The sequence below is a fragment of the Methylobacterium indicum genome, assembly GCF_001043895.1.
Lineage (GTDB): Bacteria > Pseudomonadota > Alphaproteobacteria > Rhizobiales > Beijerinckiaceae > Methylobacterium > Methylobacterium indicum.
In genome coordinates this window covers 1-24,067 of record NZ_JTHF01000232.1, presented here as the reverse complement: position 1 = coordinate 24,067, position 24,067 = coordinate 1, and the positions used below count along the sequence as shown (strand labels likewise).

25 protein-coding genes and 1 tRNA gene are annotated in these 24,067 nt (G+C 72.3%); 17 read left to right on the top strand and 9 right to left on the bottom strand.

Going from position 1 to position 24,067, the window contains the following annotated elements; all coding sequences use genetic code 11:
- Window positions 1-18 precede the first annotated feature (18 nt).
- From QR78_RS24850 to QR78_RS24830, 5 genes are all read left to right on the top strand, one after another.
- The gene (locus QR78_RS24850; RefSeq protein WP_048430275.1) at window positions 19-291 is read left to right on the top strand and encodes a BrnT family toxin; all 273 of its coding nucleotides are present in this window, start codon (window positions 19-21) and stop codon (window positions 289-291) included.
- Window positions 251-541 carry a BrnA antitoxin family protein gene (locus QR78_RS24845; RefSeq protein WP_048430274.1) on the top strand — a complete coding sequence of 97 codons (291 nt, stop codon included), beginning with the start codon at window positions 251-253 and terminating at the stop codon, window positions 539-541. The genes QR78_RS24850 and QR78_RS24845 overlap by 41 nt, the downstream gene beginning before the upstream one ends.
- Before the next feature lie 15 nt (window positions 542-556).
- Window positions 557-1,159: a glutathione S-transferase family protein gene (locus QR78_RS24840; RefSeq protein ID WP_048430273.1), complete on the top strand. Its 603-nt coding sequence runs from the start codon at window positions 557-559 to the stop codon at window positions 1,157-1,159.
- Between the two features lie 45 nt (window positions 1,160-1,204).
- Window positions 1,205-2,632: a glutamate synthase subunit beta gene (locus tag QR78_RS24835; protein ID WP_048430272.1), complete on the top strand. Its 1,428-nt coding sequence runs from the start codon at window positions 1,205-1,207 to the stop codon at window positions 2,630-2,632.
- 421 nt (window positions 2,633-3,053) lie between these two features.
- Window positions 3,054-5,213 carry a TonB-dependent siderophore receptor gene (locus QR78_RS24830; protein WP_048430271.1) on the top strand — a complete coding sequence of 720 codons (2,160 nt, stop codon included), beginning with the start codon at window positions 3,054-3,056 and terminating at the stop codon, window positions 5,211-5,213.
- Window positions 5,214-5,216: 3 nt separating this feature from the next.
- Here the strand turns inward: QR78_RS24830 and QR78_RS24825 are convergent, their stop codons facing one another.
- A complete protein-coding gene (locus QR78_RS24825; RefSeq protein WP_048430270.1) occupies window positions 5,217-6,599 on the bottom strand; it encodes an SGNH/GDSL hydrolase family protein in 1,383 nt (460 codons plus the stop codon).
- A 291-nt stretch (window positions 6,600-6,890) separates the two neighbouring features.
- Here QR78_RS24825 and QR78_RS24820 point away from each other — a divergent pair, with 291 nt between their 5' ends.
- Window positions 6,891-7,172, top strand: coding sequence for a hypothetical protein (locus tag QR78_RS24820; protein WP_048430269.1), 282 nt, complete (start codon window positions 6,891-6,893; stop codon window positions 7,170-7,172).
- Here the strand turns inward: QR78_RS24820 and QR78_RS24815 are convergent.
- Window positions 7,156-7,794: a transglutaminase-like cysteine peptidase gene (locus QR78_RS24815; protein ID WP_048430268.1), complete on the bottom strand. Its 639-nt coding sequence runs from the start codon at window positions 7,792-7,794 to the stop codon at window positions 7,156-7,158. The two genes, QR78_RS24820 and QR78_RS24815, sit on opposite strands and share 17 nt — an antisense overlap.
- A gap of 132 nt (window positions 7,795-7,926) precedes the next feature.
- A complete protein-coding gene (locus QR78_RS24810) occupies window positions 7,927-9,102 on the bottom strand; it encodes a multidrug effflux MFS transporter (protein ID WP_048430267.1) in 1,176 nt (391 codons plus the stop codon).
- A gap of 246 nt (window positions 9,103-9,348) precedes the next feature.
- Here QR78_RS24810 and QR78_RS24805 point away from each other — a divergent pair, with 246 nt between their 5' ends.
- On the top strand, window positions 9,349-9,696 hold the full coding sequence (locus QR78_RS24805) for a hypothetical protein (protein WP_048430266.1): 348 nt from the start codon (window positions 9,349-9,351) through the stop codon (window positions 9,694-9,696).
- Window positions 9,697-9,711: 15 nt separating this feature from the next.
- On the opposite strand, the gene QR78_RS24800 is transcribed toward QR78_RS24805, so the two are convergent.
- The 3 genes from QR78_RS24800 to QR78_RS24790 all read right to left on the bottom strand — a co-directional run bounded on the left by QR78_RS24800 (window position 9,712) and on the right by QR78_RS24790 (window position 11,906).
- Window positions 9,712-10,767, bottom strand: coding sequence for a helix-turn-helix domain-containing protein (locus tag QR78_RS24800; RefSeq protein WP_125900969.1), 1,056 nt, complete (start codon window positions 10,765-10,767; stop codon window positions 9,712-9,714).
- Between the two features lie 140 nt (window positions 10,768-10,907).
- A complete protein-coding gene (locus QR78_RS24795) occupies window positions 10,908-11,591 on the bottom strand; it encodes a spermidine synthase (protein ID WP_167349682.1) in 684 nt (227 codons plus the stop codon).
- 239 nt (window positions 11,592-11,830) lie between these two features.
- Window positions 11,831-11,906: transfer RNA gene (locus QR78_RS24790), tRNA-Thr, on the bottom strand.
- Window positions 11,907-12,165: 259 nt separating this feature from the next.
- Between QR78_RS24790 and QR78_RS24785 the strand changes: the two genes are divergently transcribed.
- The 5 genes from QR78_RS24785 to QR78_RS24765 all read left to right on the top strand — a co-directional run bounded on the left by QR78_RS24785 (window position 12,166) and on the right by QR78_RS24765 (window position 15,257).
- On the top strand, window positions 12,166-12,648 hold the full coding sequence (locus tag QR78_RS24785; RefSeq protein ID WP_048430263.1) for a tellurite resistance TerB family protein: 483 nt from the start codon (window positions 12,166-12,168) through the stop codon (window positions 12,646-12,648).
- Window positions 12,648-13,397, top strand: a complete 750-nt coding sequence (locus QR78_RS24780; protein WP_048430262.1) for a glutamine amidotransferase — start codon at window positions 12,648-12,650, stop codon at window positions 13,395-13,397. The genes QR78_RS24785 and QR78_RS24780 overlap by 1 nt, the downstream gene beginning before the upstream one ends.
- Window positions 13,394-13,765: a CidA/LrgA family protein gene (locus QR78_RS24775; protein WP_048430261.1), complete on the top strand. Its 372-nt coding sequence runs from the start codon at window positions 13,394-13,396 to the stop codon at window positions 13,763-13,765. The genes QR78_RS24780 and QR78_RS24775 overlap by 4 nt, the downstream gene beginning before the upstream one ends.
- Complete coding sequence (locus tag QR78_RS24770; protein ID WP_048430260.1) at window positions 13,762-14,478, top strand: LrgB family protein; 717 nt, start codon at window positions 13,762-13,764, stop codon at window positions 14,476-14,478. The genes QR78_RS24775 and QR78_RS24770 overlap by 4 nt, the downstream gene beginning before the upstream one ends.
- A 128-nt stretch (window positions 14,479-14,606) precedes the next feature.
- Window positions 14,607-15,257: a hypothetical protein gene (locus tag QR78_RS24765; protein ID WP_048430259.1), complete on the top strand. Its 651-nt coding sequence runs from the start codon at window positions 14,607-14,609 to the stop codon at window positions 15,255-15,257.
- A 32-nt stretch (window positions 15,258-15,289) separates the two neighbouring features.
- On the opposite strand, the gene QR78_RS24760 is transcribed toward QR78_RS24765, so the two are convergent.
- Window positions 15,290-16,663 (bottom strand): bifunctional folylpolyglutamate synthase/dihydrofolate synthase, encoded by a 1,374-nt coding sequence (locus QR78_RS24760; RefSeq protein ID WP_244276339.1) that lies wholly within the window; start codon window positions 16,661-16,663, stop codon window positions 15,290-15,292.
- 237 nt (window positions 16,664-16,900) lie between these two features.
- Between QR78_RS24760 and QR78_RS24755 the strand changes: the two genes are divergently transcribed.
- Both QR78_RS24755 and QR78_RS34390 read left to right on the top strand, forming a co-directional pair.
- Entirely contained in the window at window positions 16,901-17,377 is a 477-nt protein-coding gene (locus tag QR78_RS24755) for an Lrp/AsnC family transcriptional regulator (protein ID WP_048430289.1), read from the top strand.
- Window positions 17,378-17,766: 389 nt separating this feature from the next.
- On the top strand, window positions 17,767-17,961 hold the full coding sequence (locus QR78_RS34390; RefSeq protein ID WP_048461050.1) for a hypothetical protein: 195 nt from the start codon (window positions 17,767-17,769) through the stop codon (window positions 17,959-17,961).
- A gap of 237 nt (window positions 17,962-18,198) precedes the next feature.
- Here QR78_RS34390 and QR78_RS24745 read toward each other — a convergent pair whose 3' ends face one another.
- Together QR78_RS24745 and QR78_RS24740 are read right to left on the bottom strand one after the other, a co-directional pair.
- On the bottom strand, window positions 18,199-19,332 hold the full coding sequence (locus QR78_RS24745) for a glycosyltransferase family 4 protein (protein ID WP_244276340.1): 1,134 nt from the start codon (window positions 19,330-19,332) through the stop codon (window positions 18,199-18,201).
- Window positions 19,319-20,095, bottom strand: a complete 777-nt coding sequence (locus QR78_RS24740; RefSeq protein ID WP_048430256.1) for a polysaccharide deacetylase family protein — start codon at window positions 20,093-20,095, stop codon at window positions 19,319-19,321. Before QR78_RS24740 ends, QR78_RS24745 begins: the two co-directional genes overlap by 14 nt.
- 269 nt (window positions 20,096-20,364) lie before the next feature.
- Between QR78_RS24740 and QR78_RS24735 the strand changes: the two genes are divergently transcribed.
- Genes QR78_RS24735 through QR78_RS24725 form a run of 3 tightly spaced genes read left to right on the top strand, consistent with a single transcriptional unit; the run spans window position 20,365 to window position 23,938 of the window.
- Entirely contained in the window at window positions 20,365-21,378 is a 1,014-nt protein-coding gene (locus QR78_RS24735; protein ID WP_048430255.1) for a lipid II:glycine glycyltransferase FemX, read from the top strand.
- A gap of 2 nt (window positions 21,379-21,380) precedes the next feature.
- Complete coding sequence (locus QR78_RS24730) at window positions 21,381-22,649, top strand: lipopolysaccharide biosynthesis protein (RefSeq protein WP_048430254.1); 1,269 nt, start codon at window positions 21,381-21,383, stop codon at window positions 22,647-22,649.
- Window positions 22,643-23,938 carry an O-antigen ligase family protein gene (locus QR78_RS24725; RefSeq protein WP_082173837.1) on the top strand — a complete coding sequence of 432 codons (1,296 nt, stop codon included), beginning with the start codon at window positions 22,643-22,645 and terminating at the stop codon, window positions 23,936-23,938. Before QR78_RS24730 ends, QR78_RS24725 begins: the two co-directional genes overlap by 7 nt.
- Window positions 23,939-24,067: the final 129 nt, after the last annotated feature.

Below are 24,067 nucleotides of genomic sequence, written 5' to 3'. Positions count from 1 at the left end.
TATCCGTGAGGCCGGGCCGTGACACTCGTCTACGACCCGGCCAAGCGGGAGCGGACCCTGCATGAGCGGGGCTTGGACTTCGCGCGTTGTGAAGAGGTGTTCTCCGGTCACACCTTGAACATCGTGGACCGGAGGGCCGATTACGGTGAGGTGCGCACACAGACCTATGGCCGCCTCGATGGCCGGATGGTCGTCGTGGTGTGGACCGACCGTGGGGACGACCGTCGGATCATCAGCATGAGGAAGGCGAATGACCGCGAGCAAGCCCGATATGCTCACCTCCTCCGATGAGGTTTGGCACGATCCCGACGACGCCCCGGAATTGACCGACGAGTTCTTCGAACGGGCCTTCCACTACGAAGGCGGCAAGCTGATCCGCCGGGGCCGCGAGCCCGGCGAGAGCGGCCGGCTCGAATCGATCGAGCTTCCGGTCGAATTGCTCGACCGTTTCCGCGCTTTCGGGAACGGCTGGGAGATGATCCTGGACACCGCCCTGCGGCAATGGCTGCAGAAGCACGACAGCCTGCACGACGCCGGGTAAGGGGAGAGCCCGAAGGTGAAGATCTACGGCGACACGATGTCGGGCAACTGCCTGAAGGTGCGGTACGTCGCCGATCGCCTCGGGCTCGCCTATGACTGGATCCCGATCGACATCATGAAGGGGGAGAGCCGCACGGCCGACTATCTGGCCCGCTTCCCCGCCGGCCAGGTGCCCGGGGTCGAGTTCCCGGATGGGCGCTGCCTCGCCCAGTCGAACGCCATCATCCGGTACCTCGCCCGCGGCTCCGCCCTGCTGCCGGACGACGCCTGGATACAGGCCAAGATCGACGAGTGGCTGTTCTGGGAGCAGTACAGCCACGAGCCGACGATCGCGGTCTGCCGTTTCCACATGCGCTACCGGGGCGAGCCGGCCGAGACCCGCGACCCGAAGAAGGTCGCCGGGGGCGAGGCCGCCCTCGACCGGATGGAGCGACACTTGACCACCGCCGCGTGGTTCGTCGGCGAGGCCGTCAGCATCGCGGATGTCGCCCTCTTCGCCTATACGCAATTCGCCGACGAGGGCGGATTCGACCTCTCGGGCCGGCCCGCGATCCGGGCCTGGCTCACCCGCTGCGGGGACGCGCTCCCCACATCCGCCACCGTCGCCGGGGTCGCCTAAGACCCGCCGCCGGCCCGACCACTTCACGAACTGAGCACTCACCCGATGGGCAAGGTCACAGGCTTCCTCGAGTTCGACCGGCAGGAGCAGAAGTATCAGCTCGCGGCCGACCGCGTGCGTCACTTCCTCGAATTCACCCTGCCGCTCGACGAGCACGACCTGAAGAAGCAGGCGGCGCGCTGCATGGATTGCGGCATTCCGTTCTGCCACGGCCCGACGGGCTGCCCGGTCCACAACCAGATCCCGGACTGGAACGATCTCGTCTTCAACGCGGATTGGGAGGAGGCGGCGCGCAACCTGCACTCCACCAACAACTTCCCGGAATTTACCGGCCGCATCTGCCCCGCGCCCTGCGAGGAGGCCTGCACCCTCAACCTCGAGAACCAGCCGGTCGCGATCAAGACCATCGAGCAGGCGATCGCCGACAAGGCCTGGAGCATGGGCTGGGTCGTGCCCGAGCCCGCCGCGGTGAAGACCGGCAAGAAGGTCGCGGTGATCGGTTCGGGCCCCGCCGGCCTCGCGGCGGCCCAGCAGCTCGCCCGGGTCGGCCACGACGTCCACGTCTTCGAGCGCGAGCCGAAGGCCGGGGGGCTCCTCCGCTACGGCATCCCCGACTTCAAGATGGAGAAGCGCCACATCGACCGCCGGGTGCGGCAGATGGAGGCCGAGGGCGTGCAGTTCCATTACGGCGTCAATGTCGGCGTCACCCGCTCCTTCGCCAGCCTGCACAACGAGTTCGACGCCGTGCTGTTCGCCGGCGGCGCCGAGGCCCCGCGCGATCCCGGCCTGCCGGGTCAGGAGCTCGAGGGCGTGCACTTCGCCATGCCCTACCTCGTCCAGTCGAACCGCCGCGTCGGCCAGGAGGCCGCGACGCCCGAGGAGCCGATCCTCGCCGCCGGCAAGAACGTGGTGGTGATCGGCGGCGGCGACACCGCGTCGGACTGCGTCGGCACCGCCTTCCGCCAGGGCGCCCTCTCGGTCACCCAGCTCGACATCCGTCCGCGCCCGCCGGAGCGCGAGGACAAGCTGACCGTGTGGCCCTACTGGGCGACCAAGATGCGGACCTCGTCGAGCCAGGCCGAGGGCGCCGAGCGCGAGTTCCAGGCCGCGACGCTGCGCATCGAGGGCAACAAGAAGGGCAAGGTGAAGGGCGTGGTCTGCGCCCGCGTCGACGAGGCCCGCAAGCCCATCGCCGGCTCCGAGTTCCTGCTGCCCGCCGACCTCGTCTTCATGGCGATCGGCTTTGCCGGCCCGGTGGCGACCGGCCTGATCGAGGAATCGGGCGTCGCCCGCGACAAGCGCGGCAACGTCCAGGCCGACGACACCCAGTACCGCACCTCGACCGACAAGGTGTGGGTCGCCGGCGACATGCGCCGCGGCCAGTCCCTGGTGGTCTGGGCGATCCGCGAGGGCCGGCAGGCTGCCCGCTCGATCGACGAGGCACTGATGGGCGCGACGACCCTGCCGCTCTGAGGCGGATCGGTCCGCGGGGGCGCCCAGCCCCCGCCGGTCATGAAGTCGAGCATCGATACGCGGGATCCGCTTCATCCGGGGCGGGTCCCGTCGTCGTTTCCGGGACCCTCGCATTCGAGGTTTCCCAACGAAGGCTTTGCATGGGCGCCCGGCAGGGCAGGGGCCATCCGAAACCGGACTCCGTCGGGAGCGCGCGGCCTCAGCCGTCATCGACCGATCTTATTGGACCTATTCTAATTCATGCAATGAAAGGTGCGTGGCCCGGGGCGTCGAACACTGGGAAAGATGCGTCGATGCAACACCAATGACGATAGCGTCCAGGGCTGGAATCATTCCAGAGCTTGTTGGGATGAAATGATTGATTGCCGAGAACCAGCCGCTTACGCGGCGAGAGGCCTTTTTTTCGTCACTCGAGGTTCCCGTGCGCCCACGTCCATGCCCCGCCCGCCGGCATCGGTCGCCGCTGCTCGTCGCTCTGCTCGCGGGCGCGGCGCCGGTTCTCGGCGCGGGCGGCTCATGGGCGCAGGAGGCCGGCGAGGCGATCGCCCTCGATACGATCACCGTCGCGGGCGCACCGCAGTTCCGGGAAACCGCCACCGGCCCGGTCCAGGGCTATCGCGCCACCCGCAGCGCCACCGCGACGAAGACCGACACGCCCCTGCGCGACGTCCCCCAGACCGTCAACGTCGTGCCGCGCGAGGTGATCGTCGACCGGGCCGAAACCCGGCTCGCCGATGCCCTGTTCAACGTCAGCAACGTGCAGCCGGGCGGCACCATCCAGGGCCGCAGCGACACCTTCATCATCCGCGGCTTCCGGACCCAGACCTACGCCATCGACGGCGTGTTCATGAACCAGGCCAACACGTTCTACCCGGTCCAGCGCGACCTCGCCGATGTCGAGCGCATCGAGGTGCTCAAAGGTCCGGCCTCGGTGCTCTACGGGCGGGGCGATCCGGGCGGCGTCATCAACATCGTCACCCGCCAGCCGAGCCTGGTGCCGACGGCGGATGCCAGCATCCAGGGCGGCAGCTTCGGCTTCCGGCGGGTCCAGGGCTCGGCTTCCGGGGCCGTGCCGGGGGTCGAGGGGCTCGCCGCCCGCCTCAGCTTCGGGACGCAGGTCGACCCGACGTTTCGCGACCTCGCCGGGCGCGACAATTCCCGGTTCTTCATCGCGCCGGCCTTCAGCTGGAACCCGAGCCCCGACACACGGGTCTCGTTCATCGGCGAGTTCACCCGGCAGGACACGGTCTACGACGAGGGGCTGGTCGCCCGGAACGGCCGCGTGCCCCTCGACAACATCGCGCGCTACTACGGCGAGCCGTTCTCGCGCTACAACGCCAATGCGAATTTCGGCACGTTGAAAGTCGAGCACGACGTCAACGAGCACCTGATGCTGCGCCAGGTGATCAACGCGCAGGGCGGCAGCTTCGACGCGATCGCGGCCCGGGCCAACGGCGTCTCGGCCAACGGGCTCACGCTCACCCGCCGCACCACGGCCACCACCTCGACCTACGCCGCCGTCGACAGCCAGACCGAGCTGGTGGCGAAGTTCGACTGGCTGGGCCTGCGCCACACGGCGCTCCTCGGGGTCGAGTACGTCAACGGCTACCGGCGGGCGATCACCACGCAAGGTCCGCTCGCCTCGGTGAGCTTCCTCAACCCCGTTCCGGGCCTCGCCCTGCCGGGTGCGCTGTCGCTGCAGAGCGACCTGAAGCAGAAGACCGAGCTGACCGGGCTCTACGCCCAGGACCAGATCGACCTCGGCTACGGCCTGCAATTGCTGCTGGGCGTGCGCTACGACACCGGCTCGCAGTTCTACTTCAGCCGTACGCCGACCTCGCGCACGATCCCGCCGGATCAGGAGCTTTCCGGCGTGTCGCCGCGGATCGGGCTGATCTACCGGGTCGCCGAGCCCCTGGCGCTCTATGCGAGCTACACCACCTCGTTCAAGCCGCAGACCGCCAACGTCTTCGGTGCCGCCAACCCGCCGCCGGAAACCGGCGAGCAGGTCGAGGTCGGTACCCGGTTCGAGTTCTCGCCCGACCTGAGCTTGACCGCCTCGGTGTTCGACATCACCCGCAACAACGTCGCGGCGAACGATCCGATCAATACCGGCTTCTCGATCATCACCGGGCAGCAGCGCTCGAAGGGCGTCGAGGCCGATCTCGCCGGCACGATCCTGCCGGGCTGGAAGGTCATCGGCGGCGTCGGCTACACCGATGCCCGGGTGACGCGCGACACGAGCATCCCGGTTGGCAACCGGCTCGACGGCGCACCGCAATTCAGCGGCAGCGTCTGGACCACCTACCAGTTCGACGAGGGATTCTGGCGCGGCCTCGGTCTTGGCGCCGGCGTGACCCATGTCGGTTCGCGCTTCGGCGACATCACCAACACCTACAAGGTCGGCGCCTATACCCGCGTCGATGCCGCGATCTTCTACGATCTCAACGAGCACGCCCGGTTCGCCCTGAACCTGAAGAACCTGACCAACGCGCGCTACATCGAGGCGCCGTTCAACCAGTTCAACAACATTCCGGGCGCGCCGTTCTCGGTGCTGGCGACGCTCACGGCGCGGCTGTAGCCCTCACCCCCGCGGCCAGCGGAAATCGTCCGCCCGGCCCGGCTGGGGTGGGGGGGCGACGCCGCGGGTCAGGCTGCGCTCCAGGGTATAGCCGGTGTCGCGGTCGATCCGGGGCCGGCCGGTGACGAGCTGGCCGTTGGGCGCGACCTCGGTGCGGGTCAGCGGCACCACCGGGCCGGCGGCCGGCTTGACCGGGAGCGCCGGGATGCCGGGGGGCTCGGGCAGGCTCGGCAGCATCGCGGTGATGAGCCGGTCGATCGCCGCGTCGTCGTCGAGCTTGACCGGGCCGGCGGCGGGCGGCGGCGCCTCGGGGCTCACGGCCGCCACCGCGTCGGGCGGGGTCGGGCTGCCGCCCTTGGCCTCGATCAGCCGCTTGATCTCGACATCGGCGAAATGCGCCGCCTTGCGGGCGCCCGCTTGCGTGAAGTGCACGCCGTCGGCGGTGCGCAGCTTCGCCTGCTGGCCCTCGAGGTCCGGCCCGGTCGCGGCGTAGCGGTTGTTCTCGTCGACGAAGGCCGGCCAGATGTCGACGTAGACGCCGCCCGCCCGCTGCACCCGGTCGCGAAAGATCTCGTTGAGCGAGGTGATGTCGGCCGAGAGGGTGTCGCTCTTCATCGGCGGCTCGCCGACCCAGACGACCGGGACCTTGCGGTCGGAAAAGACCTTGAGGAGCGCGTCGACCCGGTCGCGGTAGAGGGTGCGCCAGCGCTCGCTCAGGGGATCGACGGTCTGGTCGCCGTCGCGCAGGGGCTGGCGGTCGTTGGCGCCCACCATCACCACGGCGTAGGAGACCTTCGGGTTGGTCTTGAGGTAGTCCTCCGCCGCCTTCGGCCAGTCGACCACGTCCTTGCGCACGAGGCCGCTGTCGCCCTTGGCGCGGCGGATCACCGCCACGTCGGGCGAGGATTCGTAGACGGTGTCGAGGCCCTGGCCGAGCAGCTCGGCGAGGGAATCGCCGAACACCGCGATCTGGGTCGCCGGGTCGGTCTTTGGCTTCGGGGCGGCGGGCCGCGCCACGACCGGAGCCGGGCGGGGCTTGGGCCGCTGCACCGAGCGGCCCTCGCGGCTGTGCACGACCTCGCGCTCGCGCTCGCGCCGCGGGCGGGGCGTGCGGTAGCCGCCGCGAGCCGCGGGCTGGCCGTAATCCTGCGCCTGGGGCGCCGCCGCCGGGCGGTCCTCCCACGGCCAGTAGAACTGCCGCTGCGGCTCGGGCGCCGGCCGGTAGCCGGGATCGCGGCGGCGGTAGCCGTAGGCGCCCTCCGTCACGCGGCGCGGGGCGTAGCCCTCGTCGTAATATTGCGCGTGGACGGGGCCGGGGGCGCTCAGGCCCGCGAGCAGGCCCCACAGGACGAGCCGCGACAGCATCCGTCCCGCCGGCCACCCCATCCGCACCGTTCCCCGCTGCATCCTCATGCCGGGGAATATAGCGCACGCGTCCGCTCCGGCCCATCCCGAGGCACGCCGCCCGTCCGCGGCCCGGCGCGAGGACGATCCGTCAAGGTTACCACCGGGTGGAGATCAGTGTAAAACCTCCGTTCATCATCGCGATAAGTCGTCGCCTCGCCGGGAAGAGAGCGGACGTCCCGACGACCGGACGTTAAGCGGCCCGGCTCGATGGTCTTGTCCAACGAGCGACTGGTCCCAGACACGGTCGCCGCAGGACAGGCGGGTGCTCACATGATGCGGACCCTACGCCGGCTGGGACTCCAGGCCGCGCTCATCGTCGCGATCGGGTCGGTCGCGCTGCTCGCCCGGGGCGGCCGGGAGGCCGCGGCCCTCACGCTGCGGCCCGGTCTCGACCCGGTGCCGATCGCCGCGCCGCTCGCCCGTCCGGTGATCCCGGAGCCGGCGCCCGGCGTGCGGGTGATCCTGCCGCTGCCCTGGACCAACGGCAGCGCCATCCTGGCGAGCGAGGCCCTGGCGGCCCGGTTCGAGCCGGAGGCTAGCGGTTCGCGGTGACGACCGGCGACACCGCCCGGCCGAGGGAGACCCAGCGCATGGCCTCGTCGGCCTCGCGCTTGATGTAGGTGTAGCCGGTCTTGTGCCAGGGGAGCACGGCGCTGGTCTTGTTGTCGAGGACGAAGTCGCCGCGGTCGGTACGCAGCATCAGGACGGCGTGGCCCTCGCCCTTCTCGTCGATGACGACGGTCATGCGCATGGCGCGGCGGGGCAGGCCGGCCTGGGCCAGCAGCTTGCGCTTGAGGAGCTGGAAATCCTCGCAATCGCCCGAGCCATCCTCGGCGAGGTCCCAGCGGTCGGGCACGCCCCAGTGCTCCTGGTCGGTGACGGCGCGCAAGCCGGTGTTGACCTGGCGGTTGACCGTCGTGACCGTCTGCCACAGCCGCGGGGTCAGGGTGACCTCCGTCGGCTCGCTCGTGTCCACGGCGCATTCCCGGGCGTAGCGGGCGCAGAACTCGGTCCAGGCCGGGACCGGTCGCGCCTCGCCGACGGGGGCCGCCGGGATGGTGACGGCGGGGAGTGCCGCCAGGGTCTGGCTGCCGGCGCCCGTCACCGAGGCCAGGAGGGCGACGGCCGCGAATGCAGCCTGTCCGATACCGTTCTTGCGACCCGCGATACGCATCCGACCCGCACCCACACCCGTTAAGCTCTCGTTAACGAGTTGGTCGCACGCCGGGTCCGTGAGGGCAACGGCCGAGTTAAGGAAAGGTTAACGTCTGTTCACAGGCTCGCCGGTGGCGGGTGAGGCCACCCGTCAGGTCCGCCGCAGCGACAGGGCGGCGATGACGGATGCCGCGAGCAGCGTGACCGCCACCGGCATGGCCGAGCCGTCGTGCCAGGTGGCGACCGCCAGGGTGAACAGGGCGCCGAGCGCCATCTGCATGAAGCCGTACAGGCTCGAGGCCGAGCCGGCGGCATGGGGATCGACGTTCATCAGCCCCGCCACCGCGTTCGGCCCGAGGAGCCCGATGCCGACGGCGTAGAGCACGAGCGGTGCCAGCAGGGTCGTCACCGTGAGCGCGCCGCTCCGGTCGACGGCGAGCAGCGCCAGGGCGGCGGCGAGGCAGACGCCGTTGCCGATCTTGGCCGCGCGGCGGATCGGCATCCGTCCGGCGAGGCGCCCGGCGATGCCCGAGCCCACCACCATCCCGGCCACCACGATCAGGCAATCGAGCCCGACCTCCTGGGAGGAGCGGCCGAGCCGGTCGACGAGAAGGAACGGCGCCACCGCCAGGAAGGCGTAGAGGCTGGTGCCGGCGCAGGCCCCGGCCAGCATGTAGGCCCGGTAGGCGGGATTGCGCAGGAGCCGCAGATAGGCCCCCGCCACGGCGCCGACGCCCGGCAGCGCCATCGGCCGGCGGTTCGTCTCCGGCAGCGTCCACACCACCAGGGCGCCGAGGCCCGCCACCACGGCGGCCAGCACCACGAACACCGCCCGCCAGCCGAAGGCGCCGGCGACGAGGCCGCCGATCGCCGGGGCGAGGGCCGGCGTCAGCGTCATCGCCATGGTGAGGATCGCGATCTTGCGGGCGGCGTCGGTGGCGGTCGAGACGTCGCGCACCATCGCCCGGCCGAGCACCAGCGAGCCGCAGGCCCCGAGCGATTGCAGCACCCGGGCGACGATCAGGACCTCGATCGACGGGGCGGGGATCGCGAGGAGCAGGCCCGCGAGGTAGAGCGACAGCCCGGCGATCAGGACCGGCCGGCGGCCGAACCGGTCCGAGAGCGGACCGTAGACGAGTTGCCCGCAGGCGAGCCCGACGAGGTAGAGGGTGATCGTGAGCTGGGCCGCGACCGGCGTCGTGCCGAGATCGGCCGCCGCCGCGGCCAGCGCCGGGACGAAGATGTGCAGCGCCACCGTTCCGGTCATCGTCACCGCGACGAGGAGCGGCAGCGACGCCTGGCCGGAGAGCCTCGGGGAATGCTTCATCCTGCTGTCCGCTCGCGGCGTCCCAAAGAGAGGAGAAGGTTCTCCTGTAGGACGGAGCCGACCCCGGGAGGCATGCCGGCCCGGAATGGCAGGGTGCCCGGGAGCGCCACGATGCCCGCGGCGGGCGGGGCGCCCGGCAGGCCTGCGACACCGAAGCCGAGGGGTCGCGTGCGAACCGCGACGCCGACGCGCCGTTGCATCCCGGCGTCGCCCGGAGGGGGCGGCCTCGCACGAGGAGCGTCACCGGTGAATCGCGCAATCTTGATCGGGGCGGCCGCCCTGCTGCCTTTCCTCGCCACCGCCGCCTCCGCGACGCCGTGCGCCGAGCAGATCGCCACGATCGAACGCCGGCTCGAGAGCCCCGGCGCCGCCAAGGTCACCGGGGAGACCCCGACGACGACCGGCTCGCCGAAGGCTTTGCCGGCCCCGCCGCAAGGCCAGCCGAGCGATCCGGCGACGAAGCCGGAGGCCGCGCATATCGCCGAGGCCCGGACCCTGATCGCCAAGGCCCGCGAGCAGGACCGTTCCGGCCAGGCGGATGCCTGCAACGACACCATGACCCGTGCCAAGGAGAAGATCGGCGCGCTGCCGTAGGACCGCGCGGAGGGCTCAGAACGTCTCGCGCAGGCGGCGCATCGTGCCGATCCAGTCGTGGGGCGCGAGGCCGATCGCCGCCCGGGCCGGGGCCAGCCCCGCGCGGGCGAGGCGGCGGGCATCCCGTGGCGCCATCGCGAAGCGGCCCCGGAACGAGCGGCTGAAATGCGTCTCGCTGGTGAACCCGCTGCGATAGGCCACCTCGGCGATGCTGGTGCGCTCGGCTTCCGGGCGGCACAGGATCGTGAAGGCCCGGTCGAGGCGGCGCCCGGCGATGTAGGCCATCACCCCGCCCTCGAAGCCGAACAGCCGGTAGAGCGTCGCCCGCGACACCCGGCAGGCGGCCGCGAGGGTGGCGGGGCTCAGGTCCGGATCGTCGAGGTGGCGGTCGATATGGGCGCAGATCCGCTCGTGGGCGCTGGCGGAGGCCGCGGCCCGGACCAGCGGGTCGGCCTCCCGCAGATCGCTGCCGGAGAGCAGCAGGCAGAGGGCGTCGAGGGCGCTGCCCGCCTCCCGCGGCGACAGAGACCCGGCATGGGCGGCGAGGCTGCGCAGGTGGCTGCCGATCACGGCCGCGATCGCGTCGCCGCCCTTGAGCGCCCGGCCGTGCAGGTCGTGCGTCGCCGCGATCGGCAGCCGGTCCCGCGGCAGGATCAGGGTCAGGTTCGAGAAGTCGGTCGCCCGGGTGCGCAAGGTGCGGTTGAGGTCGAGGACGTTGATGTCGCCGGCCTCCACCGCCACCGTGCGGTCGCCGCACAGGCCCTCGAAGCGGCCGGACACGTAGTGCTGGATCACGACGTGGTCCCAGCCGGAGCTGCGGACATCCCCCATGTCGCGCGCGAAGACCTGTCCGCGCGCGGTGCAGGTGGTCAGGAGCGCGTCGGCGACCGGGGCGGCCTGCACATCGGCCCGGAACGCGGCGGCCTCCTCCTGCGTCTCGAGGCTGACCCGGAACAGCGGCCGCACGAGGTCGTGCCAGAGGGCGAATTGCTGCTCGGCCGCGAGCCGCCCGAGCGTGAAATCCGTCGTCTCCCGTTCCGCCATCGCGCCGGTACCCGTCCGCTCCGGCAAGGCGGGGCGCCCTGACGGGAGACGGCACTCCCGCGTGCCGCCCCGGCGGAGCGTTGCGGAAGCGCCGGCCCGCCGTCAATCCGGTCGGGCGCTTCCCGTCGCCGCTCGCCGTCGCCGCTCGCCGTCGCCGCTCCCTCGCGTCACGCGGCCGGGGCGGCGGGCTTTCGGGCGATCCAGACGACGTGCGGCGTCCGGCCCGGGCGCTCCGAACGGAGACGGTGCTCGGTCACGGAAAAGCCGGTGCGCTGCAGCCGCGCCTTGAACTGGCGGTCCGGGCAGCCGGACCAGACGCCGAGCAGGCCCCCCGGCCGCAGGCTCCAGCGTGCCCGCTTCAGCCCCCAGGAATCGTAGAGCCGGTCGTTCGACCGGCTGACCAGGCTGTGCGGGCCGTTGTCGACGTCGAGCAGGATGGCGTCCCAGGTCTCGGGGCCGGACTGGATCACCCGGTTGACGTCGGCCTCGCGGATCTCGACCCGCGGATCGTCGAGGCAGCCGGCAAAGACGTGCGCCAGCGGCCCGCGGGCCCAGGCCACCACCGCCGGCACCAGTTCCGCCACCACCACCCGGGCCTGCGGCCCGAGCCTCGCGAGCGCCGCCCGCAGGGTGAAGCCCATGCCGAGCCCGCCGATCAGGATCCGCGGCGCCGGATGGTCGCAGAGCGCCCCGCAGGCAAGCTCCGCGAGCTCCCGCTCCGAACCGCTGCGATGGCTGCCCATCAGCTCCATCCCGTCGACCGCGATCAGGAACTCGTCGTCGCGTCGCACCAGCCGCAGGGCCCCACCCCCGGGAATCGGGCCGGTGTCGATCTCGGTCCAGGACGCCAGGCCTGCACCGGGCACGCGGGAACGCCTCATCGGTCGGTACTCTCCGCCGCCGGGGGAGGGGCGGGCGCCTCGTGCGAACAATCGTCGTCGCCGCTGATGCGGGGAAGGGGCTGAAGATTTGTTTCATGGCCGGATCACCGCACCCGCACGGGGCAGGCGGCAGAGGACCGGACATGCAAAAAACACCGGAGGATCCGAGATCCAGCCGATGACCGCAAACTGCTTGTGGTGGAGACGAGTGGTGCCGCAAGAGGGATTCGAACCCCCGACCCCCTCATTACGAATGAGGTGCTCTACCAGCTGAGCTATTGCGGCGCCGACCGGGCCGGCGCTGCGGCGTTCGGTGGCGCTCTCATAGCCGGGGGCGGTCGGGTTGGCAAGGCTGTGTCGGCGAGGCGACGAGCCGGGACCGGGCGCGGTCGTGGTCCGGCTCCGCCGGGGTGGTTTCCAAGCGACACCTGAACCGGCTTGCCGCCCGCGCAGGGCTCCGGGCGGGCGTCGGCGCGGAACGGCGCTTGACGCTGGGCCCCCGAGACCGGACGATGGGACGAGCCGGAAAAACCCAATCCTCCCAATGCCTCTGATCGCCCGCCTTCGCGCCTATGCCGCCGAGATGTTCGGCGCGCCCGCCTCGCCGCTCGATGCCGAGGCCGAGCAGCACCTCGCCGCCGCGGCCCTGCTCGTGCACGTCGCACGGGTCGACGGGACGCTGGCGGCGGTGGAGCGCGACCGGCTCGCCCGCCTCCTGACCCAGCGCTTCGTCCCGACCGAGGCGCAGGCGAAGGCGCTGATCGCCCGCGCCATCAGCTTCGACGACGAGACCCGCGATGTCGCGGAACTCGTCGAGATGATCGGCCGCGACCTGCCGGAGGAGGAGCGGCGCGGGCTCCTCGGCCTCGCCTGGGCGGTCGCCGCCGCCGACGGCCAGGTCCACGAGTTCGAGGATGATCTCGTCTGGCGCGTCGGCCAGCTCCTCGGCTTCGACGATGCCGCGATCACCGCCACCCGGGCGGTCGCCCTGGCGGGGCTGCCGGCCCAGCAGGTGCCCGCCCGGTGATGGCGAGTTCCGTCGTGACGCCGGAGGCCCCGCGCAAGCCCGTGCTCCTGATCCTGCACCAGGAGCAATCGACCCCCGGCCGCCTCGGCCGGCTCTTCCAGGAGCGCGGCCACCCCCTCGACATCCGCCGCCCGCGCTTCGGCGACCCGCTGCCCGAGACGCTGGAGCACCATGCCGGCGCGGTGATCTTCGGCGGGCCGATGAGCGCCAACGACGGCGACGACTTCGTGCGGCGCGAGATCGACTGGATCCAGGTGCCGCTGCGCGAGCAGCGCCCGTTCCTCGGCCTCTGCCTCGGCGCGCAGATGCTGGCGAAGTGCCTCGGCGCCCCGGTTCGCGCCCACCCGGAGGGCCGGGCCGAGATCGGCTACTACCCGCTCCTGCCGACCGAGGCCGGGCGCGACTTCGCGGGCGAGATCGGCCAGCCCTGGCCGTCCCACGTCTACCATTGGCACCGGGAGGGGTTCTCCTGCCCGGCCGGGGCCGACACGCTCGCCACCGGCGACGACTTCCCCACCCAGGCGATCCGGGTCGGGCCGGCGGCCTTCGGGCTCCAGTTCCACCCCGAGGTGACTCACGCCATGATCTGCCGCTGGACCGTGCGCGCCGCCGAGCGCCTGCGCCTGCCCGGCGCGCAGGACCGGGCGCGCCAGATCGAGGGCCGGTTCATGCATGACGGCCGCGTTGCGGCCTGGCTCGACGCCTTCCTCGACCACTGGCTTTCCGGCCCGGCCCGGGCGGCGGCATGATCCTCAGCCTCACGCTCCTGCTGCTGTGCCAGCTCGTCGGCGAGATTCTGGCACGGACCTTCGCGCTGCCGGTGCCGGGGCCGGTCGTCGGCATGGCGCTGCTCCTCGGGGTGCTGATCCTGCGCGACCGGCGGCCCGGCGGTCTGCCCGCGCCCCTCGTCGACGGGACCCTCGAGCGCACCGGCAAGGGGCTGCTCGCCCACCTCTCGCTGCTCTTCGTGCCGGCGGGCGCCGGCGTGATCGGCCGGCTCGACGTGCTGGCCGCCCACGGCCTGGCGCTGGCGGTGGCCCTGGTGGTCTCGACGGCGCTCGCCCTGGTCGCCACCGTGCTGACCTTCTCGTTCGTCGCGAAGCGGACTGGGCGATGACCGGGGATTTCGCCCTCTGGGTGTTCCTGACGCGGACGCCGCTCCTGTGGCTCACCGTGACGCTCACCGCCTATGTCGTCGCCGACCGGGTGTCGGCCGCCACCGGCCGCCACCCCCTGGCGAACCCGGTCCTGCATGCGATCTGGATGGTCGGCCTCGTGCTGATCGTCACCCGCACGCCCTACGCGGTCTATTTCGAGGGCGCGCAGTTCGTGCACTTCCTCCTCGGCCCGGCCACGGTGGCGCTGGCGATCCCGCTCTACGAGCACCGCAAGACCGTGACCCGCGTGCTGGTGCCGATGCTGGCGGCCCTCGCCGTCGGCTCCACGGTCGCGCTCGTCGCCGGCATCGGCACGGCGAAGCTGCTCGGCGTGCCGGACCCGATCCTGATCGCGCTGGCGCCGAAATCCGTCACCGCCAGCGTCGCCATGGGCATCACCTCGGCGCTCGGCGGCGACCCGACGCTGACCGCCGTCCTGGTGATCCTCACCGGCATCCTCGGCGCCATCATGGTGACCCCGCTCCTCGACCGCCTCGGCATCACCGATTACCGCGCCCGCGGCTTTGCCGTCGGGCTCGCCGCCCACGGCATCGGCACCGCCCGCGCCTTCCAGGTCAGCGAGGTCGCCGGCACCTTCGCGGGCATCGCCATGGGGCTCAATGCCTTTTTGACGGCGGTTCTGGTGCCGCTGGCGCTGGCGTTCCTGCGGTAGGCCGAATACCGCTCTCATCGGACCGCCCGTGCCGGCAGCGTCTTCCGTCATCGGCGGACGTAAAAATCCGCCCCGGCAGCGTCTCGTTCGCATGGTCGGACGGCATCCATCGGCGTATCGTTGTTGCCATGCTGCAGGACACGGAAACGGTCCGGGTGCCGGGCTTGCCGAGCTTCGGCCGGACCTACGCGATTCCTCCCATCCCGGTGGATCTGCCGCTCGACGTCCACACTCGCCCGGTCCTTCAGTACCTCTGCGGCCTCGTCATGCTGGCCATGGGCCTGCTCTGCATGGCGATGGTCGCCATGATGCTCTGGCTGGTCGCGACACACCCATCGGAGTGGGTGTCCTGGGTCGTCGTGGTGGGCTGCCTCCCCGCCGGATTGCTCCTCGGTGTCCAGGGACCGCCTCAGGGCTGGACCTGCCTGCGGGACGCCTTCCAGGCGGAGCCCGTCCTGATCATCCGGTCGCGGAACATCGAGGATCGGCGGGCCGGAGCGACGATCCCGTGGGCGACGGTGTCCCGGGTCCGCGTCGTGTACACCCCGAATTTCCTCGCCCATCTCCATCTGACGCTGCGTGCCCCGATCCGGGTGCGACACAATCCGTTCCGGGCCGGAACGACGATCGACGCCTGGCACAGGCGCCCCGACACCCTCTGCATTCCCATCGTGATGCTGGATCGGGATTCCTACGTTCTGGCCCAGGTCGTCACGGTCCTCGCTAGGCGGCACGGCGCGGAGGTGACGGCGAAAGGCGGCCCGCTGCCGCGGACGTGACGCGGCGGATCGGTCTCACCGGTCGCCCGTGATCACGGCTCCGGCCAGGGGGACCGACCCCGACCATACGCCTCGGCCTGCGTCGCCCCCCGCAACGCCCCGACGAGGTGGAGCGAGCCGGTGACGAGCAGCCAGCCCCCGCGCGCCGCGGCGAGATCCGCGGCGCGGGCGAGGGCCGCCCCCGGGAGGGCCACCGCCTCGGCCTCGGCCCCCGCGACCGCGGCGAGGGCTTGCAGCATCTCGGCACCGTGGCCGCGGCGCTCGGGCATCTCGGTGCAGACGAGCCTCGCGGCGTGGCGGGCGAGGACCGCGAGGAAGCCCGGCGCATCCTTGTCCCCCGCCATCGCCACCAGCGCGATGCAGGGGCCGGGGAGATCGTCGGCGCGGGTGAGATCGCGCAGGACCGCCGCGAGGTTGAACGGCACGTGGGCGCCGTCGAGCACCACCGGCACCGGGCCTTCCGCCCTGCGGATCGTCCGCCGTTCGAGCCGGCCCGGCAGGCAGGCCGCCGCGCGGGTCGCGCCGTCGAGAAGGGCGGCGCTCACCGGCGCGCCGCCGCGGTTGCGCAGGCCGCGCAGGCCCGGATGATCCCGGCCCAGATGATCGAGGACGAGGCCCGCGAGCGCCGCGTTCTCCTCGGCGATCGAGGCGCCGGGCGGGAGGACGGGACGCAGCACCGGGCAGCCGAGGGCGGCGGCGCGCCCCGCCGCGACGGCGCCGGCCTCGTCCTCCGGCGGGAGCGTCGTGACGAGGGCGGCGCCGGGCTTGAGGATGCCGGCCTTCTCGGCGGCGATGGCGGCCCGGGTATGGCCGAGGATCTCGGTATGCTCGAGCCCGATATTGGTGATCACCGCGACCTCGCCGTCGACCGCGTTGGTCGAATCGAGCCGCCCGCCGAGCCCGACCTCGATCACCGCCCAGTCGAGCCCCGCCTCGCCGAAGATCAGGAGGGCGGCGGCGGTCAGCACGTCGAACCAGGTCGCGTCGCCACCCGCACTCTCGTCCCGCCGCGCGGCCTCGTGGGCGTCGAGCGTCCGGGCCAGGGCCCGGGCGAGCACCGCCTCCGTCACCGGTGCGCCGCCCAGGCAGACCCGCTCGGTGACCGATTCGACGTGGGGCGAGGCATAGCGCCCGACCCGCAGGCCCGCCCGGAGCAGCCCGGCCTCGATCAGGGCGCTGACCGAGCCCTTGCCCTTGGTGCCGCCGACATGGACCACCCGCAGCCGGCGTTGCGGCGCGCCGAGGCGGGCCAGCAGATCGTGCATCGGCGCGAGGCCGACCCGCATCCCGCCGCGCGGCCGCCGTTCCCAGTCGGTCAGGCGGTCGAGGCGCGCCAGCACCTCCGGCAGGCCCAGGGCGGGCCGGGACGGTACGTCGAGCGGGGCGGAGAGGGGCGCGGCGTTCATAATGTCCGGTGGGTCGGCTCGGGGGAGGAGGGCCGGCGCTCCCCGGCGGCATACCTTGGCCCGTCCGCGCCGCACCGGCAGCCCCCCAGAAGAGGGGAGCCGGGGCCGCGGGACGGGCCGCGGGACGGGCCACGCGCGGAGCGCGACCTTGTGCCGGCCCCGGGGGCCGGCTACTCATGCGGCCCGCCGGGCATTCCTGCCGTCGCCTTTCCACCCGCCAGGATCGTGGTCGCCGCCTTGCCCGCCCGTCTCGACGCCATCGACTGGGCGATCCTCCGGGAGTTGCAGGCCGACGGCTCGATCACCAACGTCGAGCTGGCGCGCCGCGTCGGCCTGTCGGCGCCCCCCTGCCTGCGGCGGGTCCGGGCGCTGGAGGAGGCCGGCATCATCCGCGGCTACCGGGCGCTGCTCGAGCCCAAGGCGCTGGGCTACGAGGTAATGTGCTTCGCCATGGTGCAGCTCGCCGCGCAGGGCCAGGCCGAGCTCGCCGCCTTCGCGGCGGAGATGCGCGGCTGGCCGATGGTGCGGGAATGCTGGACGCTCTCGGGCGAGACCGATTTCCTGCTCAAATGCGTCGCACCGAATCTCGGCGCCTTCCAGCAGCTGGTCGGCCACCTCACCGGCCTGCCCAACGTGCGCACGGTGCGCACGGCGCTCGCCATCGACCAGATCAAGGACGAGCCGATCGCGCCCCTCGACGGCGGCGAGGCGTAGTGCCGGTCCAGTCTCCGCGGGCCGGGATGCGCCGATCGCCACTTTAACCGTGAATAACCGCCGCCAGGACCAGTCAAGCCGTCAATTGTGGATGCGCCGACGGCCGGTTCATGCTGTCATGGCGCAATAGCCGGTGCGCCGTCAGGTCGATCCGCACACGTCGACAAAACCTTGAGTTGTTGTCGATGGTGTGCCGTAGCGGTGGCGGTGCGCCGGAATCATCGGCAATACTCCGCAACATCGGGGGAAGTGCCGCGCTGATCAGGATGACGATGCCCCAACCGTCCCGTTCTCCCGCACCGACGCCGTCGACCGGCGCGACGGATCCGGTCAGTCTGTTCGCGAGGCCGATCGGACGGGCGGCGAGCCCGCCCGGCGATGCCCTCCCGGTGACGCAGACGCTTTATCGCACGGCCGACCACCACTACGTCGTCCGCACTTGCCTGCATCTCGGCGCCGAGCAGGGGGACGCCTGCGACGTGATGGTCTATGCCGGTGAGGCCGAGCTGCGCGAGGCCCTGTCGGCGGGCGGCGACGGCCTCGACCGCGCGCTCCTCGCCGCCGCCGGCCTCGACCGCCCGTGAGGCGGCGAACGATCCTGGGGGCGCCGGAGCATTTTCCGACGAAGTGGATGCCGGTTCGTCGAAGACCATGCACCAAACCAAAGACTTAGAAAGCTTCGCGATTGCAGCGCGATCTTGAAGTGCTCTAAGCGGATTTCGCCGAAGTGGAGACCGGTTCGGCGTCAAAAATCTGCGATAAAACAATAACCTGAGCGGGCGAAGCGTTGGCCTGCCAACGCAAGTCTGCTGAGAGACGCGTCAGCCCAGGGAGGCGAGGGCCGCCCGGTAGCCCTCGACCGCGCGGGCGAGGGAGACGTCCGGCATCGCCCGCGCCGCCGCCTGCCGCAGCTGCGCCCGCCGGCCGGGATCGTCGAGGAGCGCCAGGGTCTCCCGCGCCCACGCCTCCACCGCGAGCGGCCGCACCACGCCGCAGCCCTCGGCCGCGAGCAGCTCGCGGGCGGCGCCGGAATGGGGCGAGGCGAGGACCGCCGTGCCGCTCTGCAACGCCTCGTTGACCACGATGCCCCAGACGTCGCCGCGGCTCGGGAAGAGCAGGAGCCGCGCCGAGGTATGGGCCTCGGCGAGGGCGTCCTGCGCGAGATAACCGTCGAACCGGGCCTCGATCCCGGCTTCCGCGAGGCGGGCCGCCATCTCGTCCCGCAGCGGCCCGTCGCCCGCCACCCGCACCCGCAACGGGCGCCCGGCGGCGGCGCAGGCCCGCATCACGTCGGTGAAGAAGCGCGCGCCCTTCACCTCCTCGTTGAGGATGCCGCAGAACAGGACGTCGTAGGGCCGGGCCTCGGGGTCGGGCAGCGCGGCTTTCGCCTCCCAGGCCGGGAAGAGGGGGGCGCGAAAGATCCTCGCCGGGGCGAGCCCGTAGGCGGCGAGCAGCGTCCGGCTGCCGGTGCTCGGCGCGAGGCCGAAGGCGGCGCCCGGGACGATGGCGCGGCGCAGGGCCCGGTGGGCGGGCGAGCGCGTGCCCGGATCGGTCTCCGGCACCCCGTCGGTCCGGATGCCGTAGGGGATGCCGAGCGCACGCGCGGCGAGGGCCGCCATCGCCATGGTGGGCGAGAAATCGTTGAGGATCACCGCCGCCGGCCGCGCGGCGGCGAGCCGCGGGACGACGCTCGGATTGACGTAGAGGTTGCGCACCGCGTCCCGGTGCCAGCGCAGGCCCGGCAGCACCGAGAAGCCGTAGCCGTCGGCGGCCGCGAGCTCCCATTGCCGCGCCGGCTCCCGCGCCGCGCAGGCGAGCACGGTGAGCGGTGCGTCGAGGGCGGCGGCGAGCGCTCGGTAAAGTACCTGGGTGTAGGGCGCGAGCGCCCCGGTCACCACCACGACGGGGCGGTCGGCGTCGGTCGATCGGGAATCCGTCACGTCAGCGCCCGGCAAGGCGGGCTCCCATCAGGGCGTCGATCTCGTGCAAGGGCCATTCCGGCTCGATGACGTGGCGCGGCAGCGCCGGGAGGTCGGCGGCGCCGGTGGCGACGCCCCGGCGGGTGGTGAAGAAGGTGGCGTAGCCGGAGCCCAGCGCCAGGCCCGGGTCGCGGTCGGGCCGGTAGTCGCGCTCGGCCACGCCCCAGGGGCAGGCGAAGTGCCGGACCCGCTGGCCGGTCTCCACGGCGAGGGCACGGCGCGAACCGGCGATCTCGCGCTCGGCCGCGACGTCGTCCAGGGTGGCGATGCGGGCATGGCTGCGGCCGTGCGAGCCGATCTCCATGCCGGCATCGAGCCAGATCCTCACCATCTCCCGGTCGACATAGGGACCGGGCGGGCTTGCCGGCGGCGCGTCGAGCCAGTCGGAGACGAGGAACAGGATCGCCGGCACGCCGGCCGCCCGCAGAACCGGCAGCGCCACCTCGACCGTGTCGGCGTAGCCGTCGTCGAAGGTGACGAGGAAGTGCCGCTCCGTCGCCGCCGCGCCGGTTTCCAGCAGCGTCACCGCCTCATCGGCCCCGACGAAGCGGCCGTGCCGCTGCAGGTAGCCGATCTGCGCGGCCAATCCGGCCCGGTGCCGGTCCGGGACCCGGTGGTAGCACAGGGTGTAGAGGCCGGGCGGCGCGTGGGCGAGCCGGCGGAGGCGCGCGAGCGCCCGCAACAGGAGGGCGCGGATCAGCGGGTGGTCGCGGGCGAGGGACTTGAACGGTAGCAGCATCTCACCCGCCGTTGCGATAGCGCCGTCCGACGAGGGTGAGGTCGTTCCGGTGCGGGCGCAAGTCGAGAGGACAACGTAGCGTCCGGCCGATCGCGCCACCGATGCCCGGGTCTTCGTCGCGCCGTCGCCGTTCATGCCTAACAAACCTGTGCGCGGCCGGCCCTGCCATGCATCGTCGACCCCGCGGTGCGTCATTTGTCCCGCGGTGCGCCACTTGCGTGACGGGGGCGAAGACGGCGATGTCCGTCGCATCCTGGTACAGGGTTTCCATGACCGGAACGGAACGCGAGACGGGATTGCGGGTCCTCCCGGCGGCCGATGTGCCGGCCTGGGACGAGGCCGTCTGGGCGCAGGCCCGCGGTACCATCTTCGCGGCCTCGGGCTGGGGCACCTACAAGGCGCGCCGCGGCGCGGACGTCGCGAGGCTGCGCGTCGTCGACGAGGCGGGCGACCTGCTCGGGCTGGCGCAGGTCCAGGTGCGGCGCCGGGGCCCGGCGCGGCAGGTCTACATCCAGGGTGGGCCGCTCCTCACCGACAAGGGCGAGCGCCAGGGCGAGGCGGTCGTGTCGGCGCTCCTCGCCCATCTGGCGCTTCGGCCCCTCGACCTCGTGGTGGTGGATTTCAGCCGCGCCGAGAGTCCGGGGGCCGTCCTCGGCCTCCTGGCCGGCGGGTTCAAACCGGTGACGACGGCCGGGCGGCACACCCTGGAGGTGGACCTCACCCGCGGGACCGAGACGGTGCTGGCCGAGATGGAACAGCGCTGGCGCAAGGCGATCCGCAAGGCCGAGCGCAACGCCGCCCTCACCGTCCGCTTCCTCGACGACCCGGCCGAGCGGCTCGCCGCGTTCGATGCCTTCACGGCGATGTACGCGGCCTTGAAGACCCGGAAGGGTTTTTCCAACGATTTCGACCCCGCCGCCTACCGCGACCTCGCGGCGAACGACCCGCGCCACGTCATCCTGGAGATCCGGGAGGACGGGGAGCCCTGCCTGGTCCGGATCGCGCATCTGAGCCGGGACCGCTTCACCGACTTCTTCACCGCCTCGACCGAGCGGGCGAAGGCGAACGCCGCCGCCCACCTGGCGGTGTGGAGCTTCATCCGGCGCGGTGCGGAGGAGGGGTGCCGGGTGTTCGATTTCGGCGGGATCGACCCGGCGAACAACCGCGGCGTCTACGATTTCAAGCGCGGGGTCACCCGGAACGTCGCGTCGAGCGGCCCGCTCTGGCTCTACGGACGAAGCCGCCTCGTCGCGATGGCGGCGGGGGCGGCGCTCGCCCGGTGAGCATGGCCTCCGCCCTCGTCGCCCGGCTGCGCGGGCCGGCCTTGCTCTCGCTCCTCGACCAGGGGGCGGTGAGCGGCTTCGGCTTCCTCGCCGGCATCGCGGCCGCCCGCCTGATCGACATGGAGGCGTTCGGGCGCTTCGCCCTCGTGCTCATCGTCGCGGGCTTCGCCCAGGGGCTCCACAACGCGCTCGTCACCGCACCGCTGATGACGCTCGCCGGCTCGGTCCGCGATCCGGCCCGCTACGCCGCCGCCGTCAGCGCCGGTGCCCTGGTGCTCGCGGCCGGCCTCGCCCTCGGCGTCGCCGGGGCCCTCGCCCTCTACTTCCACGCCCGCGGCGAGGCGATTCCGGTCGATCTCGTGACCGCCGCCGGCGCCCTGACCCTGGCCCAGAACCTCCAGCTCACCGCGCGGCGGCTGCTCTTCGCCTACGAGGGCGGCGGCCGGGCCCTCGTCATGGACCTCGCCCGGGCGGTGGCGTTCCCGCTCGGCGTCGCGGGCCTGTGGGCGGCCGGCATCCCCCTCGATGCGCCGCGCCTCGTCGAGATCCTCGCGCTCACGGCCTTCCTCACGACGCTGCCGGCCCTTCTCGCCCGGGCGGCCGATCCCGGCCGCCGCCGTCTCGCCATCGCGGCGCGCCGGCACTGGCAGATGGCGCGCTGGCTGCTGCCGGTGGTCCTCGTCACCTTCGGGCAGGAGCAGCTGGTCTGGATCCTGGCTGGGGCGGCCCTGGGCGACGAGGCCCTGGGGGGCTTGCGGGCCGCGCAGTACCTCGTCGGCATCGTGCTGCTGATGCTCGCCGCGACCGAGAACGTGGTCCCGACCGGGGCGGGCCGTGCCTACGAGACCGGCGGCGAGCCGGCCCTGCGGGCGTATCTCCTCGGCGTCACGCGCCGTCTCGGCCTGCCGGTCGCGATCTTGCTCGGCCTGGTGGCGGTCCCGGCAGACCTCTGGCTGCGCCTCGTCTTCGGCGCGCCCTACGCTCCTTTCGCGCCGTGCCTGCGCTGGCTGGCCCTCGGGGTCGTGTTCATCTTCCTGCGGGACATGGCGGCGCAGATCTTCCGTGCCCGGCGACGCACCGACGTGATCTTCCGCGCCTTCGCGGTCAGCTTCGCGGTGTCGCTGGCGCTGATCCAGCCGCTCATCGGCCGCTACGGGGCCGCCGGGGCGGCGGCGGTGGTGGCGATCGCGCACGGCGCGTCCCTCCTGGCGCTCGTCGTCGCCCTCGGCCGCGGCGCGCTCCCCCGGGCGGAGACCTCCGAGCGATGCTGAACGCCCTGATCGCCGTCGGGGTCGCGACCTGGTTCTCGGTCGCCTACCCGATCCTGCGCCACCGCCTCGAGACCCGCCCGCCCTCCGGGGGAGCGCCGGTGTTCTGGCCGCTCGCCCTGACGGTGGTCTTCGCCTTCATGCCGCTGGTCTTCACGGTCCCGCGCGAGGACGGCAACGCCGTGCTGGAGCAGGGGCTGACGGCCTCGAACGTCGTCACCCTGGTGCTCACCGCGCTCACCGCGCTCTACCTCGCGGTGAAGATCGCCGCGGACCGGCGCATCCTGCTCCTGCCCTTCGCGATGCCCTACCTGCCGTTCACCCTGATGATCGGCATGAACGGCCTGAGCGCGGCGTGGTCGATCGTGCCGACCTACACCCTCTACCGCACCGGCGAGCTCGCGGTCTTCACCCTGGCGCTGATCCTGATCTTCGACCGGCCCGACATCCGGCAGCGCCTCGCCGATCTCCTGGCGATCGTGACGGTCGCCTGGCTCGTCTCCGTGACGCCGGAGATCCTGACGAGCCTGTCCTCCGGCATCGTGTTCTCCTCGGCCAAGAACAACATGATGCCGCTGGTCTGCGCCGCGCTCGGCTTCGCGGTCGTGTTCGGGCCGCCCAACCCCCGCCGGGGCCGCTACCTGGCGCTGGCGGCGGCCGGGTTCATCATCGCCGGGTCGGCGGCCTCGACGGGCGCGCTCGCGGCGGTCGGGCCGGCCCTGATGATCGCCTCGCGCCGCCCGGGGGTGCGCCTCGCCGGGATCGTCCTCGCGGTGGTGGCGACCGGGGTGTTCCTGTTCCTGATGGTCGGCCTGTCGAGCTTCCCGGCTCTGCTCGATGCCCTCTCGGTCATCCTGCAGAAGCCCCGGGTGGAGCTCGCCAACGCCACCGGCCGCGGCCAGTTCTGGCCGATCTTCATCGCGGCGACGCGGGACCACCTGCTCGGGTCCGGGTTCTCGGCCGCCGACCGCTTCGTGCAGCTCCTGATCCCCACCACCGGGCTCGCCGACGAGCTCGGCCGCGAGGCGGTGTTCATCACCAGCTCGCACAACATGTTCCTCAGCGCCTGGGCCGGTACCGGCATCGTCGGCCTGTGCTTCGCGATCCTCTGCCTCGTCGAGCCGATCCGGTTCGCCGCCCGGGCCGATCGCGGCACGCGTCGCCTCGTCGCCTGCCTGATCCTGATGGTGACCCTCAACGGCATGACGACGCCCGGCCTGTACCAGGACTGGAACGTCAACGTGCTGGCCTACATCGCGGTGCTGGCCTCGCGCCGGGCCGCCCGCGCGTAGGCCAGCACCGCGATGTAGGCCAGCACGTTGACGTTCCAGTCCTGGTACAGGCCGGGCGTCGTCATGCCGTTGAGGGTCACCATCAGGATCAGGCAGGCGACGAGGCGACGCGTGCCGCGATCGGCCCGG

Coding starts and splice junctions, on each gene's coding strand:
- QR78_RS24845 (WP_048430274.1), top strand. CDS start 251: ATGACCGCGAGCAAGCCCGATATGCTCACCTCCTCCGATGAGGTTTGG.
- QR78_RS24835 (WP_048430272.1), top strand. CDS start 1,205: ATGGGCAAGGTCACAGGCTTCCTCGAGTTCGACCGGCAGGAGCAGAAG.
- QR78_RS24825 (WP_048430270.1), bottom strand. CDS start 6,599: ATGGGGTGGCCGGCGGGACGGATGCTGTCGCGGCTCGTCCTGTGGGGC.
- QR78_RS24820 (WP_048430269.1), top strand. CDS start 6,891: ATGATGCGGACCCTACGCCGGCTGGGACTCCAGGCCGCGCTCATCGTC.
- QR78_RS24815 (WP_048430268.1), bottom strand. CDS start 7,794: ATGCGTATCGCGGGTCGCAAGAACGGTATCGGACAGGCTGCATTCGCG.
- QR78_RS24810 (WP_048430267.1), bottom strand. CDS start 9,102: ATGAAGCATTCCCCGAGGCTCTCCGGCCAGGCGTCGCTGCCGCTCCTC.
- QR78_RS24785 (WP_048430263.1), top strand. CDS start 12,166: ATGCCTCTGATCGCCCGCCTTCGCGCCTATGCCGCCGAGATGTTCGGC.
- QR78_RS24780 (WP_048430262.1), top strand. CDS start 12,648: ATGGCGAGTTCCGTCGTGACGCCGGAGGCCCCGCGCAAGCCCGTGCTC.
- QR78_RS24775 (WP_048430261.1), top strand. CDS start 13,394: ATGATCCTCAGCCTCACGCTCCTGCTGCTGTGCCAGCTCGTCGGCGAG.
- QR78_RS24770 (WP_048430260.1), top strand. CDS start 13,762: ATGACCGGGGATTTCGCCCTCTGGGTGTTCCTGACGCGGACGCCGCTC.
- QR78_RS24765 (WP_048430259.1), top strand. CDS start 14,607: ATGCTGCAGGACACGGAAACGGTCCGGGTGCCGGGCTTGCCGAGCTTC.
- QR78_RS24760 (WP_244276339.1), bottom strand. CDS start 16,663: ATGAACGCCGCGCCCCTCTCCGCCCCGCTCGACGTACCGTCCCGGCCC.
- QR78_RS24740 (WP_048430256.1), bottom strand. CDS start 20,095: ATGCTGCTACCGTTCAAGTCCCTCGCCCGCGACCACCCGCTGATCCGC.
- QR78_RS24735 (WP_048430255.1), top strand. CDS start 20,365: ATGACCGGAACGGAACGCGAGACGGGATTGCGGGTCCTCCCGGCGGCC.
- QR78_RS24730 (WP_048430254.1), top strand. CDS start 21,381: ATGGCCTCCGCCCTCGTCGCCCGGCTGCGCGGGCCGGCCTTGCTCTCG.
- QR78_RS24725 (WP_082173837.1), top strand. CDS start 22,643: ATGCTGAACGCCCTGATCGCCGTCGGGGTCGCGACCTGGTTCTCGGTC.